A 16,130-nucleotide genomic window follows, 5' to 3' on the forward strand; every position below is an offset into this window, starting at 1 on the left:
GACATAGACTAAAGGAAAACAAGTTAAACCATGACAGATACAGTATCAGCTAAATTAACAGGTAAAAAAGCAATCGTTACTGGAGCAAGTAGTGGTATTGGCAAAGAAGTAGCTCTGAGACTATTAAAAGCGGGCGCACAGGTGAGCCTCGTCAGTCGCAATCCTGAGCATATTCTGAGCGAATTACCCGCAGGTAGTAATGCCAAAAGCTATGCGATTGACTTAGGTGATATTTCCCAAGTTGCCACGAAGATGCAAGCGATCGTTGCCGAGATGCGGGGAGTAGATATTTTGATTAATAATGCAGGAATGGCATATATCGGCGAATTAATTGATATGCCTTTGACCGAATGGCAGAAGTTGCTAGACCTTAATCTCACCAGCGTCTTTCAATGCTTACAGGCTGTCTTGCCCACGATGCGATCGCAAAAAAGTGGCACGATTATTAACGTCGCATCGATCGCAGGCAAGCAAGGGTTTCCCAATTGGGGCGCATATTGCGCGAGTAAATTTGCGTTATTGGGTTTGACTCAAGCGATCGCTGCCGAAGAACAGCCCTACGGTATCAAAGTTATGTCCATTAGCCCTGGTTCTGTCGATACGCCTCTATGGGATACTCTCGGCGATAAAGTACCACCCAGCTTTAATCGAGCTGCCATGCTTCGACCTGCTACGGTAGCGGACTCGATTATGACTTTAATCAATCTGCCTGCCGATGCAATGATCAATGATCTTGTGCTAATGCCCAACGCAGGAACCTTTTAAACTAGAGTGGTGGCGCTTTGCGCCACCACTCTAGTTTAAAATATCGCCAAGTGTATGAAGACATAAAACCCAAGAAGAGAATGGCGGCGCGAAGCGCCGCCATTCTCTTCTTGGGTTTTGCTTTTGTCCTAGCGCAGACGGCAGCTATAAGTCATAAAATCCAGCTACTAAAGACTTGGCAAATCAATACTTGTATAAGCTAGGAAATCCAATTGACTACATCTATATAGCAATCCTAATAGCAATCCTAAATAGGTTGTGAGAGTGCGCCCCTTCGGGGCGCACTCTCACAACACTCAAAATCTTACAACTCATTTAAGAGCGCTATGTCTTATGGATGGAATTAACTGAACCTTAACCCAGAAGCGCCTAAGCCATGAAGGAATAGTTTAGAATTATGTAGGCACATTAAATAACGATTGAAAAAGTTCAATCTATTGAGAGAAGCAATAACTCCCACAGATCTGCGAATATGGGAGAATATATTAAATTTTATAGTTTGAATCGCTAGTTAAACACCTTTTTATGCTGGTGGTTTTGATCTGACTCAAACACAAAATTTTGATGTTTATCTACTGTTTTCTCCGCATTTTTTTAGCCTCCTCCTTCTTAAGTTAATTCACTGGATATCTAGTAAGTATCACCATGACGATCAGTATCTCTCGCCCTGTCAGTCCCACTTCTGAGAATGATTCAAAAACCGCCAAAGTCCTTGAATCTCTACCCACCCGAAAAGCAATTTCGCAAGTTATTCGCGATCGCGTGATTGCGGCTGGCGATCCTTTTTTCGCCAATGACTCGATCGCCCATCATATCAGCGATATCGAACGAGAAGAACTCAAAAAAGAAATCGAAGGAAAGCTGCAAGGTGTTTTTGACTCATTGATTATTGATACTGCCAATGATCACAACACCAAAGAAACGGCTCGTCGGGTAGCCAAGATGTATGTGGATGAAGTGTTTAAAGGGCGTTATCATCCGATGCCCAAGGTTACTGATTTCCCCAATGCCAAAGAACTTGATGAAATCTATACCCTTGGCCCAATTACGGTACGTTCGGCATGTTCTCACCACTTTGTACCGATTGTTGGACAAGCATGGATTGGTATCGTACCAAGCGATCGCGTCATTGGTATCTCCAAATTTAATCGCATCGTGGACTGGGTGATGAGTCGTCCACATATCCAAGAAGAAGCGGCGATCATGGTTGCCGATACAATTGAAAATTTGATTAAGCCTAAAGGTTTAGCATTTGTGATCAAGGCTCAACATATGTGCATGACTTGGCGTGGAGTCAAAGAACCCGAAACCAAAATGGTTAACTCCATCGTGCGTGGTTCTTTCCGAAGTGACCCATCGATGAAAAAAGAATTCTTTGATCTGATTCGGGCGCATGGCTTTGGCGATTCATAAGGTGCTTTGCACTTTAGAAAAACCCAGAGATTTAGAATCGGTGCTTTGTGCCGCCTCTAACCTCTGGGTTTTAATTTGTGATGGCTAGCATTTATAGTGTTCTGTAGAAGAATTTATATTTGAAGATAATGAAAAATTGGCTGAAGCGATCTTTTGATTTCATATTATGTGTAGCGATCGCAAGTTGTATAAGCCTAAGTATATTTCTGGGAACTGTATTGGGTGATGCCCAGCCTGTGCAAGCAAAACTTACCGATGATACTTACGATGGTAATATCTTTGCTCTCTATGGCGGTAATGGCTCTATTGTGCCACCTCGAATTAGCTTAGCTCAATCCCTTGAGATTGGACGAGCAGCGATGCTAGTCTTTTATGTTGATGACAGTGCTGATTGTAAAAAGTTTTCGCCAATTCTCAACTTAGCTCAAGGATTTTATGGCAAAACGATAAGTCTAATTGCAGTTCCTGTTGATAGCTTGGACTTACAACATAATAACTACACTCCAGCCGATGAAGCCTACTATTACAAGGGTACAGTACCTCAAACAGTGCTAATTTCTGGTGAAGGTAAAGTTAGTTACGATCGCGAAGGTTTATTTGGCTTTGAAGAACTCGACTCAGCAATTAGAGATCTACTAGGATTACCCGATGCGCCTCCTGAATTAAAATTCCGCAAAACCGATAAAGTTATTAACGAATTAAATCCTTAAATTGCAAAATCTCTGTCCTAACCCCTCTCCATATAAAGAAGAGGGGAAATAACTTATTATTTGCCCCTCTTCTTTATATGGCAGTAAATCCAGAAATTATTCCTCCAGATGTTGACGAATCAGATCAAGAGCTACCAGACCTTGATTTGATTCGTCAACAATTAGCAAATCGCGCTCAGCAATTATCAATTCCCCAGATCGAAAAGCATTTATTCTTATGTGCTGACCAGACTAAACCGCTCTGCTGTCAAAAAGAAGTTGGTTTGCAAGCATGGGATTATCTCAAACGTCGAATTAAAGAGCTGGATCTCGAAGTCAAAGTATTTCGCACCAAAACTAATTGCTTGCGGGTATGCGATCGCGGTCCAATTTTATTGGTCTATCCTGATGGCGTTTGGTATCACTCTGCAACAGTTGAGGTGTTAGAGACAATACTGCAAGAACATATCATTGCTGGCAAAATCGTCTCAGAATATGCATTTGTTGCACCTGCTTAACCCCCAAAAAAAGTAGCGGCGCAAAGCGCCGCTACTTTTTTTGGGGGTTTATTGAGAAAGAGCAGCTTTGCGGGAGTCAAATAGCTCTAAAACTGCACTCTTGATCATGGACATTACATAAGGGTCACAGCTTGCAAGTAGATCTTCGGAAGTTAAGTTGCCCTTAAAAAATTCCTTAGATAGATTTAACATACGTTGCATTTCTGGAAAGCCAATTGATTTCACCATAAAAGTAGCGACAGGTGAGTTTTTCACATCGTAGCTAGAATCAACTTTTCGTCCCTTATCTAACAGTTCCAAAACTTCAACTTCGATAGGATTTGAAGGTTGGTGAGGCGTGGTAATTGATGGTAATAATTGCCCTAATCCCATCACTGTTTTTCCGGGGACAGGTAATTCCCCCATCATAGTGGAAAGCGAAATATCATGCCCAATCCGAAATGATAGTGCTTCTAAAATCGCGATCGAGGTTAGTTTTGTTCCTAAATACAATCTTGATACTTCTAGATTGTACTGAGTTTGGGCAAGTAGCTTGTAATAGGTTTTATCATCTGGTTCATTGCGATAGCGACGAAAAACAATTTCAGGTGAAAGGAAGTTCATAAATCCTTCCATTTTTTGAATAGAAACTCGATAGCCATGCACACTATAAGAGTTGACATTTTTTAGATCATGGTTTGTCTCTGGAATTAAGTTCCAAGTATTATCGAGAAATCGCGATGGCTTAGGACTGGCAAAGTTTTCTACATCGCGATTGGATAGACGTACTGCCCTCTTGACGATTTCAGCGATTTCTTGATCACCCCACCCAAATTGAAACTCTTCATTAGCATTAACTAAGCGCCCGAATAGTAGATCAGAACAAGTCAAACCTGAATCTAATTGTGGACGAAATGGAATTGTGGCTTCAATGCAGGCAGCTATTTCCGTCAATTTAGATAAAGGCAGCATATTTTCTAAGGCTTTGATCGCAATGAGTGCACTAAGAAACTCATTTTGACCAGACATTGGTAGCAGAGGCTGTCCATGCTTAAAACCGAACAGCATTGTTACTATCTTAAAAACTATGTCTTCTTGAAGCTCAGGAGGATCAAGGATGACTAATTGCTCACGATCTTGTTTGATATAGGGCGAAATGTATCGACTAATATTGACGCTGATACCTTGATCAACTTGGACATAAACTAGATCGTGAAATAAAGCTGATATTACTTCGATCGCATCTCCCCCTTCGCCAACCTCAAAAATATGATTTGGCGTGTGAAATGATCGCCAAGGACCAGTCATCGTCTGAATAATCAAATTGGAGATTTTGGTTAATTCTGATTGGTCAGCTTGACCATCTAAGTCTATGATCGCTTGCGTTAAGCAATCTAGACATTTTTGTTTATCCTTTGCAGTACTCATCCAATCCTCTCCGCATTTAACTTCATTCGTATTTACAGCGTTTTTCCGAGCATCTCAACCACAAAATGCTGTTGATTATCTAGACAATTAGTGACAATTACCTAATTATTGGCTACTAAATTTGTTGATATTTTTTTAAGCGCTGGGCGCTGTAGGCTCTGTATTGCATGAAATTTAAACCGACTTATCTTAATATTGATGACCGATTGGATTTGTGTGATTTTGCTCGGATTTTTTAATTAATGCAAAAGATGGACTGCACTAAGCATCTCTCACCATTAACATATTAATACGACGCTTTGAAGATGACAGAAAATCTAACATAATCTGTTGATATCTGAGCATAAGTAGCCGATAAAACTAAACCATAAAACCTGTGACGCAAGAGCAGCGCTTTCCACAGGCTTTACTCACTAACTTACACCAAAACACAAAGCGGGCTGACTGTTTTGTGTTTTTTAAACTTTTACTGGGTTTGATTTTTAATTCACAAAAGTGTTGTCACACTTTTGTGAATCCGTATTACTCATGATTCATTAAGTTTGAGGTTATGTATATCGTTAGTTTGGCTGGCAATCGCCAGAAAAATCCAGTGATTACTCTTCTCAGCCCCAGTTTCTAGATTTTGCGATATTCTTAAGCTAAGGATCATGGTTATCTTTAATTATCCAAGCCCCAAGAGATTTTTTGAAAGTGTTGGTTAGCAACATTTTCAAAAAATCTCTTGGTTTGGTTTTTGAGCGCAAAGCGCTGTAATACCAGTTCACAAAAGCCGTCATACTTTTGTGAACTGAAACCCAAACCCAGCAAAGGTTTTAAAAGTACAAACTGGCTAAGCCAGTTTATACTTTGGGATAAAAGTATCGCGAGTGACTATGCCTAATGTTTGTTTTTTGTAAGTTGGGGAAGAAAATTTGTCACTAACAATGTCACAACGAATCAGCGATCGCTTGGTGCTATCCAATGGCATTGTGGTCTTAGTAACCGAAAACCCCACGGCTGACATTATTGCGGCGCGTTGCTTTTTTGCAGGTGGTGAGCGTGTCCAAACCTCAGATAAATCAGGACTGACCCATCTCGCCGCATCCATCATGACCCGTGGCACTGAGAAATATTCCTCACTAGAAATTGCGGAGCAGGTGGAGTCAATTGGTGCATCATTAGGGACAGAATGCTCAAGCGATTATTTCTTGCTATCCTTAAAAACAATTTCGTCGGATTTCCATGACATGTTGTTGCTGGGATCAGAGATTTTGCGATCGCCTAGTTATCCCGATCATGAGCTAGATCTCGAAAGGCGGCTGACAATTCAATCGATCCGATCGCAACAAGAGCGCCCATTTACGATCGCTTACGATCATTTGCAGCATTTAATGTATGGGGATCATCCCTATGGATTTTCTAGCCTTGGCACAGAGGCAACCGTTAGCCAACTTACTCGTAATGATTTAGTTGATTTTCATCAAACTTATTTGCGCCCCGATCAAATGGTGGTCAGTATCGCAGGTAAAATTTCCTCAGAGCAAGCCCTTTCTCTGGTGGGTGAAGCCTTTGGTGATTGGAAAAAGCCTACTCAACCAAATGTTATTTCTACGCCTACACCCAATTTCCAGCCGCACCTCGTTACCCATGAGCAGGATACCCAACAGGCGATCGTGATGATTGGTTATCCTGCGCCATCAGTTAGCTCGCCCGATTACGCAGCGCTGAAGATTATTTCCACCTATTTGGGCAATGGTTTATCGAGCCGCCTGTTTGTGGAATTGCGTGAAAAGCGTGGACTTGCCTATGAAGTTTCAGCTTTTTATCCTACTCGTTTAGAGACCTCGCAATTTGTTGCCTACATGGGAACGGCTTCGCAAAATACGGGGACGGCTCTAGAAGGATTGCGCTATGAGTGCGAGCGACTTGCTACTGTAACGATTACAGAAGATGAGTTGGCAATTTGCAAGAGTAAGTTACTAGGACAATATGCTCTCGGTAAGCAAACCAATGGTCAAATTGCTCAAGTGTATGGCTGGTATGAGGTCATGGGTTTAGGACTAGAGTTTGATCATCGATTTGTCGAGGCGATCGAAGGGGTGACGATCGCTGATGTCCAGAGCGCAGCACAGAAATATTTTGTAACACCTGCTATTTCCATAGTTGGCTCGGCGGATGCTTTGAAACAGGTAAACTAGTTTTCAGTCGGCACGATGCGCCGACTGAAAATTTGGCAGGACTAAAAAATTAGGGATAAGCTGCGCGAAGCACAGCCTATCCCTACAAATCCTTTGACAGAACTACCGAAAATTTATAATTTATACAAGGAGTAATTTTTTCTGTGTTGAATCTTAAAAATTATTGGACAGGTTTTCAAAAAGTAACGATCGCTTTTTGTGTGATGCTAGCGCTAGTCGGTACGCTTTTGGCTCCCGTTTTCACTCAGCCTGCGATCGCTCAAACTGGCTCTAAAGCTGCTGCTCTGACAGCTTCTTCTGAGAAGCTACAGGTGCTTAGCGATCGCTTTGATCGACTCGAAAAGTTTGTATATGCTCAAAAATGGAACGACATAATTACATATATTCATGGACCTTTTGGTGAAATTCGCCGTGAGCTAAGATTGATTGCTAGCCAGTTGAGCAAAACCGAAAAAGAAACTGCTAACAGTTTGGCTAATAATTTATTCAAAAACTTTGTGATCCTTGATAATGCTGCTAAAGATAGAGATGCGATCGCAGCCGAGAATGCCTTTAAAAATGCTCTCCAAGATTTTGAAAGTATCGTTGATTTAGTAAGCTAATTAAAAAGGGGTGCAAAGCATCCCTTTTTAATTAGCTAGGCATAAGTAAGCTAAAAACCTAGAAAGCTGTCACGCCCGCTAAGCGGGCGTGACAGCTTCTGGTTTTAGGGTTTAATTATGGTGAGCTACTTAATTGTAGGTTTTATGCAAAGACCAATTTATCTCGATTGTCATGCTACAACTCCCGTTGACGAGAGGGTGCTGGAGGCGATGTTGCCGTATTTTCGGGAATCCTTTGGCAACCCTGCGAGCATTGGACATCTGTATGGCTGGGAGGCAGAAGCGGCGGTCAAATTGGCACGGGAATCGATCGCGAATGCAATCAGTGCCACACCTGAAGAAATAATCTTTACCAGTGGTGCAACTGAAGCGAATAATCTGGCACTCAAGGGTGTGGCTGAGGCTTATCACTCAAAAGGTCGGCATATCGTCACCGTCCAAACCGAACATAGCGCGGTGCTTGATCCCTGTGTCTATTTGCAATCCCTTGGTTTTGAGATTACCTATTTACCTATCAAGTCTGACGGCTTAATTGATTTGACGAAACTTGAAACTGCGATTCGTCCCGATACAATTTTAGTGTCGGTGATGGCGGCGAATAATGAAATTGGGGTACTGCAACCGATCGCGGAAATTGGTAAAATCTGTCGCGATCGCCAAGTTTTATTTCACAGCGATGCGGCTCAAGCGATCGGTAAAATACCCCTCGATGTGAATGCGATGCAGATTGATTTGATGTCGCTCACTGCCCACAAGATCTATGGAGCAAAGGGAATTGGTGCTTTATATGTGCGTCGTCGTCCTAGAGTGAGTCTTGCGCCGCAGTTACATGGTGGTGGGCATGAGCGGGGAATGCGTTCTGGTACTCTCTACACGCCGCAAATTGTTGGCTTTGCGAAGGCTCTAGAAATTGCGATCGCTTCTCAAGATTTTGAGCAAAAACAAGCTTTAACTCTACGTGAACATCTGTGGCAAAGATTGAGTGAAATAGAAGGAATAATTCTCAATGGGTCTCGCACTCAAAGACTTGCAGGAAATCTCAATGTCAGTTTTACAGGAATTAATGGAGCTGCTTTAATGCTTGCCTTGCAACCGATTGTGGCTGTTTCGTCAGGTTCTGCTTGTAGTTCTGCGAAAACTGCTCCTTCTCATGTTCTCACTGCTTTAGGTCATTCTAAGGAATTAGCCTATGCTTCCATTCGGTTTGGTATTGGGAGATTTAATACTTTTGATGAGCTCGAAACTGTCGCTGATCATGTAATTGCTTCAGTGCGATCGCTACGAAAAGAGCTATAAACTTCCCAAAATCAAATCGCTGTAGCGATTTGATTTTGGGGTTACTTATACCAAAACACAAAATGGCTACGCCATTTTGTGTTTTTAAAACCCTTACTGGGTTTGTTTTTTAATTCACAAAAGTGTTGTCACACTTTCGTGAATTGGTATTACTGATGTTACGTGAAAATCAGATAATGAAACTCTTGCTGCTAGCATAACAGGGCAACCACGGGGGGATTGCCCCTACCTAAAATGGATTATGTGGACGTAGGGGCTGTGCCCCCGTGCCAGCCCTAGACTTAGATGATCGCAGACATTCCATCCACGTAAGAATCAGATAGGGAACAGCTCTGCTACGAGATAAACCAATTTTGGTGAAAGGTTGTGATCGAAGAGGAACTTCATGCCTGAATCAGGAGGGTTTGTTGTTCACGGTCGGCAGCATAAGCAAGACAAGCAAAAATATCTTCTTGAGTAAGGTATGGGAAGTCTTCAAGGACTTCTTGGTAGGTCATACCAGAGGCAAGGTAAGACAGAACGTCATAAACGGTGATTCGCATTCCTCTGATGCAGGGCTTGCCACTGCGTTTTCCTGCTTCGATGGTGATGCGATCGCGGTAGTTCATATTTTTTAGATTGCTTTTTATTGCTCGTTTTTTCATCATACCAATTTATTTTATCGGTTTATAATGCTGTCACTGCGATCGCCCTAAGCACCATGACTCAAGAGCCAGAATCAAAATCAAAGCCATCTCTCGAAGAGCAGATCACTGATATTGTCTTGAAAACTGTCAAGACTGGGGGAATTGCTGGTGGTGGGATTGGCGCATTTTGGCAGTTGTTTATGGCGAGTGATATTCCCAAGGCGATCGCCTCAATGGTAATTGGTGCGGGTATATCCTATGGCGCGGCTTTGCTGCAACCAATTCATGAAGGTAATAAAAAGCGGTTTAAGGGTTTAGGTGAGTCGGCAGATCGGGGTATCGAAAAGCTAGGCGAAAATGTAACGGAATCTTGGCGATCGCTTGGGTTTACGGAGAAGTATCTCAAGTGTCAAGAGTGGGACTGCCATGAGGACAATGTGGTGGGAATGCGCGAAGAAGACGATCTGCCTGTGAATAGTCCTTTATTACGAGAAGTATTTGTTCCTTTGGAATTGAGTGCTGACTCGTTGACTAGGGGTTATGAATTTCGCGATCGCTCTAAAAAACAGGAAGAAGCTTGTGAACAACTGCAAATCTGGCAATTGCTAGAACGGGTAAGAGAAGATAATCGCCTACGGCAAATTGCGATTAGAGCATGGGGTGGCTATGGCAAATCAACTCTATTAAAGCATCTCGCCTATATCTACAGCAGACAGGAATATTGCAAAGGAAGTTATCGCAAATATCAAGTTCCGAATTTAATTCCCTTTTTATTGATTTTGGGAAGTTGTTGGAAAGAACTCACTAAAGACAATCCGCCTAAATTGCCCGAACTTTTGACTAACTATCACATTGGCAGATTGACGAAAATTAAGCCTCTTGACTCTGTGCCGAATAATTGGGCGTTGAGTATTCTCAAACGTGGTGATGCTTTGGTCATGTTTGATGGCTTTGATGAAGTGCCACCTGCGGAACGGGCAAAGGTGAGTACTTGGCTGAGTGATGAAATGCGTCAATATCCTGAATCTGTATTTATTTTGACTTCGCGTCCCACGGCATATTCTGAAGACTATACGGCAAGAAAACCGACGGCAAGTTTTTGGATTCAAGATTTTAATCCAGAGCAGCGCAAACAGTTTGTGGAGCAGTGGTATATCTGTCAGGAACGCTATGCGAGGGGTGGGCGCAATACGCCTGATGTGGAGGCTAAGGCGAAGGACAAGGCGCAGAAGTTATTGGCTCAAATTGATGCGCGTCCAGAACTGAAGGATCTGGCAGGTAATGCGTTGCTTTTGAATATGATGGCAAGGTTTCATCGGGATAATAAGCAGGGGGCGGAGTTGCCACAGCGCAAGGTGGAGCTATATCAAGATATTTGTGAGTTGCAGTTAGGGAGACGGGCAAAGGCTAAAGGGATTGATTATTTGCTGCTTAACTCGATTAGCGATCGCCAGCAAGTGCTGCAAAATTTGGCTTTGAGGATGATGGTTGGTGCGGCGAAAAACATTAATGATACAGAGGGGTTTAAGCTAATTCGGAAAGACAATTTGTTGCAAGTTCTCAAAGTATCTTTAGCCAAAATCGATCCTGATGTGAACGCACAAGAGTTTTTAGATCAAATCGAACAGGTGAGCGAACTGTTAGTAAAGAGAGATGGAAATATCTATCAGTTTTCGCATCTAAGTTTTCAGGAGTTTCTCGCGGCGGCGGAAATTGTGCGTTTAAGAGAAGAAGGGGAGAAATTAATTTTTAAATGCTTGGGTGTTAGTGCATGGAAGGATTTGATATTGTTTTATGCTGGTTTGGTGAATCCCACGAAACTAATCCAAGAATCCCTCAAACAAAATCAAAGTGATCTCGCCTATCTTATCTATAAGCAAACTGAGAAGCGTTTAAATTTATCTATTGTTGAACAGAAAGCACTAGAAGGTGTTAAACAATCCGTCACCAATTCGCGCTATCAAAAGTTAGAGGCATATCTCGAAAATAAGCAATGGTATGAGGCAGATCAGGAAACCTATAAGCTGATGATTACGGCGGTGGGTAAAGAGGATGGACAATGGTTTAGCGCAAAAGATTTAAAAGAGTTCCCTTGTGATGAGTTATTGGCGATCAATAAACTATGGGTGGAATATAGCAAGAAACATGGATTTGAGTTTGGCTTTAGCCTCCAGAAGCAAATTTATGTCGAGTGTGGTGGTAAGCTAGACTTTAGTTATCCAAGTTCTGAGACTTGGGAAAAATTTTACAAAGAGACAGCATGGAATGTGAGTTACCCAAACCAATTTTTTGAGAAAAATTTTATGTGTGTTAAGGGACACCTCCCGTATTGGGGAGGAGAGTTTGTAGTGAATTGGGGTAGTGTTGTGTTATTCTTTTCTCGCATCAAGACTTGTGAACTGTAGCAGATAAAGATTACAGTTCAATATTAAGCTTTCTTTACAAACCCATTTCTACGACATAATTATCCTTCCAGCGCTTTTGTTACCTGTCACCGAGGTGGGGATATTGATGTTTGTGTAGGGGCAGAGCATTCCCGTCACAATCCATCAATTCTAAGATCCTTCTAAATCGGGAATGCTCTGCCCAAAACCTCCAACATTCCCCAAAGAATCTCAAACCGCAAGGATAATTTATCGGTTACAGCGAAGAGGGTTTAGCATTTGCGAATGTAGATTTTAGTGGAAAGTTGAAAATAGTGGCGCAAATGCTAAACCCCTACGGTTCTATGTCCATATGTATTTGACGATTAATTCCATAATTCAAAACAGCAAAATTTCGTAAGATCAAAGCATTCCCATAGAAATTTATGATTTTACAGATTCTCTCAATTAGGGAATGCTTTGCCCAAGACCTCCAACATTCACCAACAATACCTAAACCGCAAGGATAAGAGATCGGTCACAGCCAAGAGGTTTGGTGGGTTAGGGGAAATAATTACCGAGGAGCACCCAAGAAATCGAGCTTGCCTAACTCCACACCACAATGTCTAAGAATGTCATAGGCAGTCGTCACATGGAAATAGACATTGGGCAAAATGAAGAACAACAAATAGTCTTGCCCCGCAAAAGTCATTGTCTCCTTCCCGATAGGTAAATTGATTACCTTCTCTTCCGAACCATCAATCTGTTCAGGAGTAAAAGTCTCGATGAAAGCAACCACATTCCGCAAGCGATCGCATAGTTCCACAAAAGTAGTTTCTTTATCTTCTAACGCAGGAGCTTCTGTTCCTGCCAATCTCGCCACACCACGCCTCGCAATATCCGAAGCAATCTGCACTTGGCGGCTCAGAGGAAACATATCAGGATACAAACGGCTTGCAATTAGTACCGCAGGATCAATTTTTTTGGCTTCAGCATGAGCAGCAGCCTTTTCGAGAATAGCAACTAAATTATTTAGCGATCGCACTACAGAAGGAACGGCAACCTGATACATCGAAATGGTCATGAATACTTCTCCAGTATCTTAAAAAATTAATCTTTGTAACTTGAATATCACTATATAGCGTTTATTCAGTCTAGTGAAGTACGGGTTTGTTTCCCCGCCGAAGGCGGGGAAACAAACCTTTGTATAATCGCGATTTTTTATACTTGCTTTAATGCGATCTCTCAAATAACGCCACCCACAAACGCCGTGATCCGATTTGGGAGCTGTAAAACAATAAATCAATTAATAGTTTTAAAGCCAAACGTTGGATCGCATCGGGTTTAGCCTGCTCCTCCTCAGCCATCCGCTCTTGATACAAACTATTAAAGCGATCGAGATAGTCACCTAAAATTGGTTCACGGTGGGGCGCACGCTTGAGAGCCGTAGATTTTTCTAACTGGGCGACAGCATTACGGATTGCAAATTGTTGCTGAGCCGCCAAAGTACAACTGATTAAAGTCATTGCTCTCGCCTCATCCACATCCAATTTCTTGCGCCCCTTGCCCTTGCGTAAGGGACTAGCCTGACGTAAACGCCATAATGTAATGCGATCGCTTAAAATCTCTTCTAAGCCCAATTTCTCGGCAACAGCAAGCATTTCATCGGAGCCAAGCCCTGTTAAAGCCTCTAAAGACAGCAGCACTAAATCCAAATGCGCCTTGATCGCCTGCAACTGAGGCAAATCGGGATTATCAAAGGATGGCGCAGGTTGGGATGTCATGAGTCAGAACTAGATTTAATTTGTGGCAAAGGGGGCAAAGGTAAAGGACGATGCTTACCTCTTGACTTCTCGACTAAGGGTTTAGTTGCCTTGTCGATTACACTAATATCGCTTAATTTATCACTTGTGATATCAATTACTTCACCACGAGAAGCACTTCTTGCCCTGCCTTGGGTTGCCCATGCTTGCATAAAGCTAATCTGCTCCCTCGCAGTACTAGCCAAGGGATAGGTTTCCTTGATCGCTCCTAAAATGTCTTCAGTACTCACATCACGTTGTTCATGGAAAGCGCGATACATACCTTCGACGATCGCCTGTTCGATTTCTGCACCACTAAACTCCTTAGAAATGGCTGCCATTTGATCGATATCAAAATTGCGTAATTCCATTGGACGAAAACGTTTCAAATGGAGTAAAAAGATTTCCTTTCGCTCTTCATAGGTAGGCAGATTAATAAAGAACAATTCATCAAATCGCCCTTTGCGTAATAGTTCAGGGGGCAATGCATGGATATTATTTGCTGTGGCAACCACAAATACAGGACTCGATTTCTCCTGCATCCATGTGAGTAATGTCCCTAATACGCGCTGACTAGTTCCCGAATCGCCCATGCTATTGGAAATACCCCCAAAAGCCTTATCAATCTCATCAATCCAGAGAATGCAAGGGGCAAGGGCTTCTGCTAATTGAATAGTTTGACGAGTACGACTCTCAGACTGACCCACAAGGCTACCAAATAAGCGCCCCACATCCAACCGCAGCAAGGGGAGCCGCCAAAGATTGGCGATCGCCTTAGCACAGAGACTTTTCCCTGTTCCTTGAATACCCAGTAGCAAAACTCCCCTTGGATTTGGTAACCCAAAAGCCCTTGCTTCATCGGAAAAGGCTTGCTGACGCTGCATCAGCCACAGCTTGAAATTATCTAATCCCCCAATGCTGTCAAGGGTTTCATTGGGTGTAAAAAATTCTAAAAACTCGGTTTGACGAATCCGTTTTTGCTTCTCAACTAAAACTCGATCAATATCTGATTCATTGAGAAAATGCTTCTGGACTATGGACTTAGAGAGCGTGTGACAGATGCGATCGCGGGTCATGCCCATACATGCCTTGATCAGTTGTTCAAGGCTATTCCCTTCCATTCGCAACTGGTCGGGGGGAATCATCTGTTCAATAATGTTGCGAATTTCTGTAGTTTCAGGTAATGGGAAATAGAGTACCGATACCTGTTCTTCGAGTTCCGATGGCATCTCTAGCAAGGGACTCAACAAAATTAGAGTCTTACGGGAATTGCGAAAACTCCGATAGAGATTGCGAAGTTGGCGCACTAAAATCTCATCTAGTCGCTGCGATGCTAAACGCCGATGCAAATCGCGAAATATGTAAATAGTGGCTGTTTGGCGATCGCTATTCTCGACAATTTGCAGAGCTTGCAGCAAATTGTTTTTGCCTTCCTGATTATGCTCAAAGCCACGCACCAGATCATAATAAAGGGTTTGGCGTGGCGGTCCACATTCTTGAGCAACTTGAGCGATCGCCTTTTCAGCACGCTCTTCTTCCCATGTCACGACGTAAATAATCGGACATTTGGCGCGGATCAGGAGACTAAGTTCTTCTTTAAAGTTGAGAGATTTCATTCACAGATGCCTTGGATTTGCAAAAACTCACTGAGCAAGTTTTTATAGCGATTTTTAATAGCTAATTTTAGAAGAAATCGTCATTTGCTACCTGTCGATGGGGAGTTGGTAGCGATTTTAAATGACTGAGAAATTGTAACAACTCGTCATTAGTTAATTGCTGACGTGACTTTTTATCAAAAGTTCTTACCAAATAATCACGCCCCTGAGTTTTTGTCCAACTTAGACGCTCCATCTCCACATCAATTTTAGAAATTGCGTCTGATAAATCAACAGGCTCAGGTGAAATTTGGGGAGATGATGACTTACTTGGCGTTGTATGAGTTGCTCGTGGCAAAGGCGTTAAATCTACGTCGGCTGTGGGCAGATGATCAGTTTCTCCATACTCACTCGTGTAGTCTATGGCTGATTCAGCGTGAATTGCTTGTGTTGTATGCGTTACAGGATGTGAATCACTAGTACTAGAAAGATTGCCCGAACCCAAACTGCCTAATGTATTAAAGTTTGCTGATGGTAAGGAGTTGATTGCTGATGACTCTCGTGACACTTGCGTTAGTATCGGCGCTCGCCCTCCATAGTTGCCATAGTTATTATCAAATCCATTGTCAAAGGCTAGCCCTGCGATCGCAAGGGCACGTTTTACCGCTCGATCTTCAGCAATTTCGAGATCACTATCGACAGCCGTGGCAGTTCCCATGATCGCATCTCCTTCAGAAACGATCGCTCTAAAAGCATGAAGACCATCTATTTTCGGTAGCATCTCTGTCTGGATACGACCTTGAGGATATTGAGAGCGAAACTGGGCGAACATAAATAGGTACAAAATCAATTTTTTGTGGAAATAATCTGCAAA

Annotated in this window: 14 protein-coding genes; 8 read left to right on the top strand and 6 right to left on the bottom strand. The window is 42.5% G+C overall.

Features of this window, described 5'->3' with window-relative positions:
- Window positions 1–30 precede the first annotated feature (30 nt).
- The 4 genes from ABM313_RS16880 to ABM313_RS16895 all read left to right on the top strand — a co-directional run bounded on the left by ABM313_RS16880 (window position 31) and on the right by ABM313_RS16895 (window position 3,385).
- A complete protein-coding gene (locus ABM313_RS16880) occupies window positions 31–765 on the top strand; it encodes an SDR family oxidoreductase (RefSeq protein ID WP_434684324.1) in 735 nt (244 codons plus the stop codon).
- 645 nt (window positions 766–1,410) lie between these two features.
- Window positions 1,411–2,178, top strand: a complete 768-nt coding sequence (gene folE, locus ABM313_RS16885; protein WP_434684325.1) for a GTP cyclohydrolase I — start codon at window positions 1,411–1,413, stop codon at window positions 2,176–2,178.
- Window positions 2,179–2,306: 128 nt separating this feature from the next.
- A complete protein-coding gene (locus tag ABM313_RS16890; protein WP_434684326.1) occupies window positions 2,307–2,888 on the top strand; it encodes a thylakoid membrane photosystem I accumulation factor in 582 nt (193 codons plus the stop codon).
- 77 nt (window positions 2,889–2,965) lie between these two features.
- Complete coding sequence (locus ABM313_RS16895; RefSeq protein WP_434684327.1) at window positions 2,966–3,385, top strand: (2Fe-2S) ferredoxin domain-containing protein; 420 nt, start codon at window positions 2,966–2,968, stop codon at window positions 3,383–3,385.
- 48 nt (window positions 3,386–3,433) lie between these two features.
- Here the strand turns inward: ABM313_RS16895 and ABM313_RS16900 are convergent, their stop codons facing one another.
- On the bottom strand, window positions 3,434–4,792 hold the full coding sequence (locus ABM313_RS16900; RefSeq protein WP_434684328.1) for a hypothetical protein: 1,359 nt from the start codon (window positions 4,790–4,792) through the stop codon (window positions 3,434–3,436).
- 926 nt (window positions 4,793–5,718) lie between these two features.
- Between ABM313_RS16900 and ABM313_RS16905 the strand changes: the two genes are divergently transcribed.
- The 3 genes from ABM313_RS16905 (at window position 5,719) to ABM313_RS16915 (ending at window position 8,870) form a co-directional block, all read left to right on the top strand.
- A complete protein-coding gene (locus ABM313_RS16905; protein ID WP_434684329.1) occupies window positions 5,719–6,972 on the top strand; it encodes a M16 family metallopeptidase in 1,254 nt (417 codons plus the stop codon).
- Between the two features lie 143 nt (window positions 6,973–7,115).
- On the top strand, window positions 7,116–7,574 hold the full coding sequence (gene psbQ / locus ABM313_RS16910; protein WP_434684330.1) for a photosystem II protein PsbQ: 459 nt from the start codon (window positions 7,116–7,118) through the stop codon (window positions 7,572–7,574).
- A 144-nt stretch (window positions 7,575–7,718) separates the two neighbouring features.
- Complete coding sequence (locus ABM313_RS16915) at window positions 7,719–8,870, top strand: IscS subfamily cysteine desulfurase (protein WP_434684331.1); 1,152 nt, start codon at window positions 7,719–7,721, stop codon at window positions 8,868–8,870.
- Between the two features lie 383 nt (window positions 8,871–9,253).
- Here the strand turns inward: ABM313_RS16915 and ABM313_RS16920 are convergent, their stop codons facing one another.
- The gene (locus ABM313_RS16920) at window positions 9,254–9,478 is read right to left on the bottom strand and encodes a DUF433 domain-containing protein (protein ID WP_434684332.1); all 225 of its coding nucleotides are present in this window, start codon (window positions 9,476–9,478) and stop codon (window positions 9,254–9,256) included.
- A 20-nt stretch (window positions 9,479–9,498) separates the two neighbouring features.
- Between ABM313_RS16920 and ABM313_RS16925 the strand changes: the two genes are divergently transcribed.
- Window positions 9,499–11,901 (top strand): GUN4 domain-containing protein, encoded by a 2,403-nt coding sequence (locus ABM313_RS16925; protein ID WP_434684333.1) that lies wholly within the window; start codon window positions 9,499–9,501, stop codon window positions 11,899–11,901.
- 532 nt (window positions 11,902–12,433) lie between these two features.
- On the opposite strand, the gene ABM313_RS16930 is transcribed toward ABM313_RS16925, so the two are convergent.
- From ABM313_RS16930 to ABM313_RS16945, 4 genes are all read right to left on the bottom strand, one after another.
- Window positions 12,434–12,943: a DUF1993 domain-containing protein gene (locus ABM313_RS16930; protein ID WP_434684334.1), complete on the bottom strand. Its 510-nt coding sequence runs from the start codon at window positions 12,941–12,943 to the stop codon at window positions 12,434–12,436.
- Between the two features lie 148 nt (window positions 12,944–13,091).
- The gene (locus ABM313_RS16935) at window positions 13,092–13,643 is read right to left on the bottom strand and encodes a DUF3038 domain-containing protein (protein ID WP_434684335.1); all 552 of its coding nucleotides are present in this window, start codon (window positions 13,641–13,643) and stop codon (window positions 13,092–13,094) included.
- On the bottom strand, window positions 13,640–15,277 hold the full coding sequence (locus tag ABM313_RS16940) for an AAA family ATPase (protein WP_434684336.1): 1,638 nt from the start codon (window positions 15,275–15,277) through the stop codon (window positions 13,640–13,642). The genes ABM313_RS16935 and ABM313_RS16940 overlap by 4 nt, the downstream gene beginning before the upstream one ends.
- 67 nt (window positions 15,278–15,344) lie before the next feature.
- Window positions 15,345–16,088 carry a hypothetical protein gene (locus ABM313_RS16945; protein WP_434684337.1) on the bottom strand — a complete coding sequence of 248 codons (744 nt, stop codon included), beginning with the start codon at window positions 16,086–16,088 and terminating at the stop codon, window positions 15,345–15,347.
- Between the last annotated feature and the right edge of the window lie 42 nt (window positions 16,089–16,130).

It is taken from the genome of Pseudanabaena minima str. Chao 2107, from assembly GCF_051131155.1.
GTDB lineage: Bacteria > Cyanobacteriota > Cyanobacteriia > Pseudanabaenales > Pseudanabaenaceae > Pseudanabaena > Pseudanabaena minima.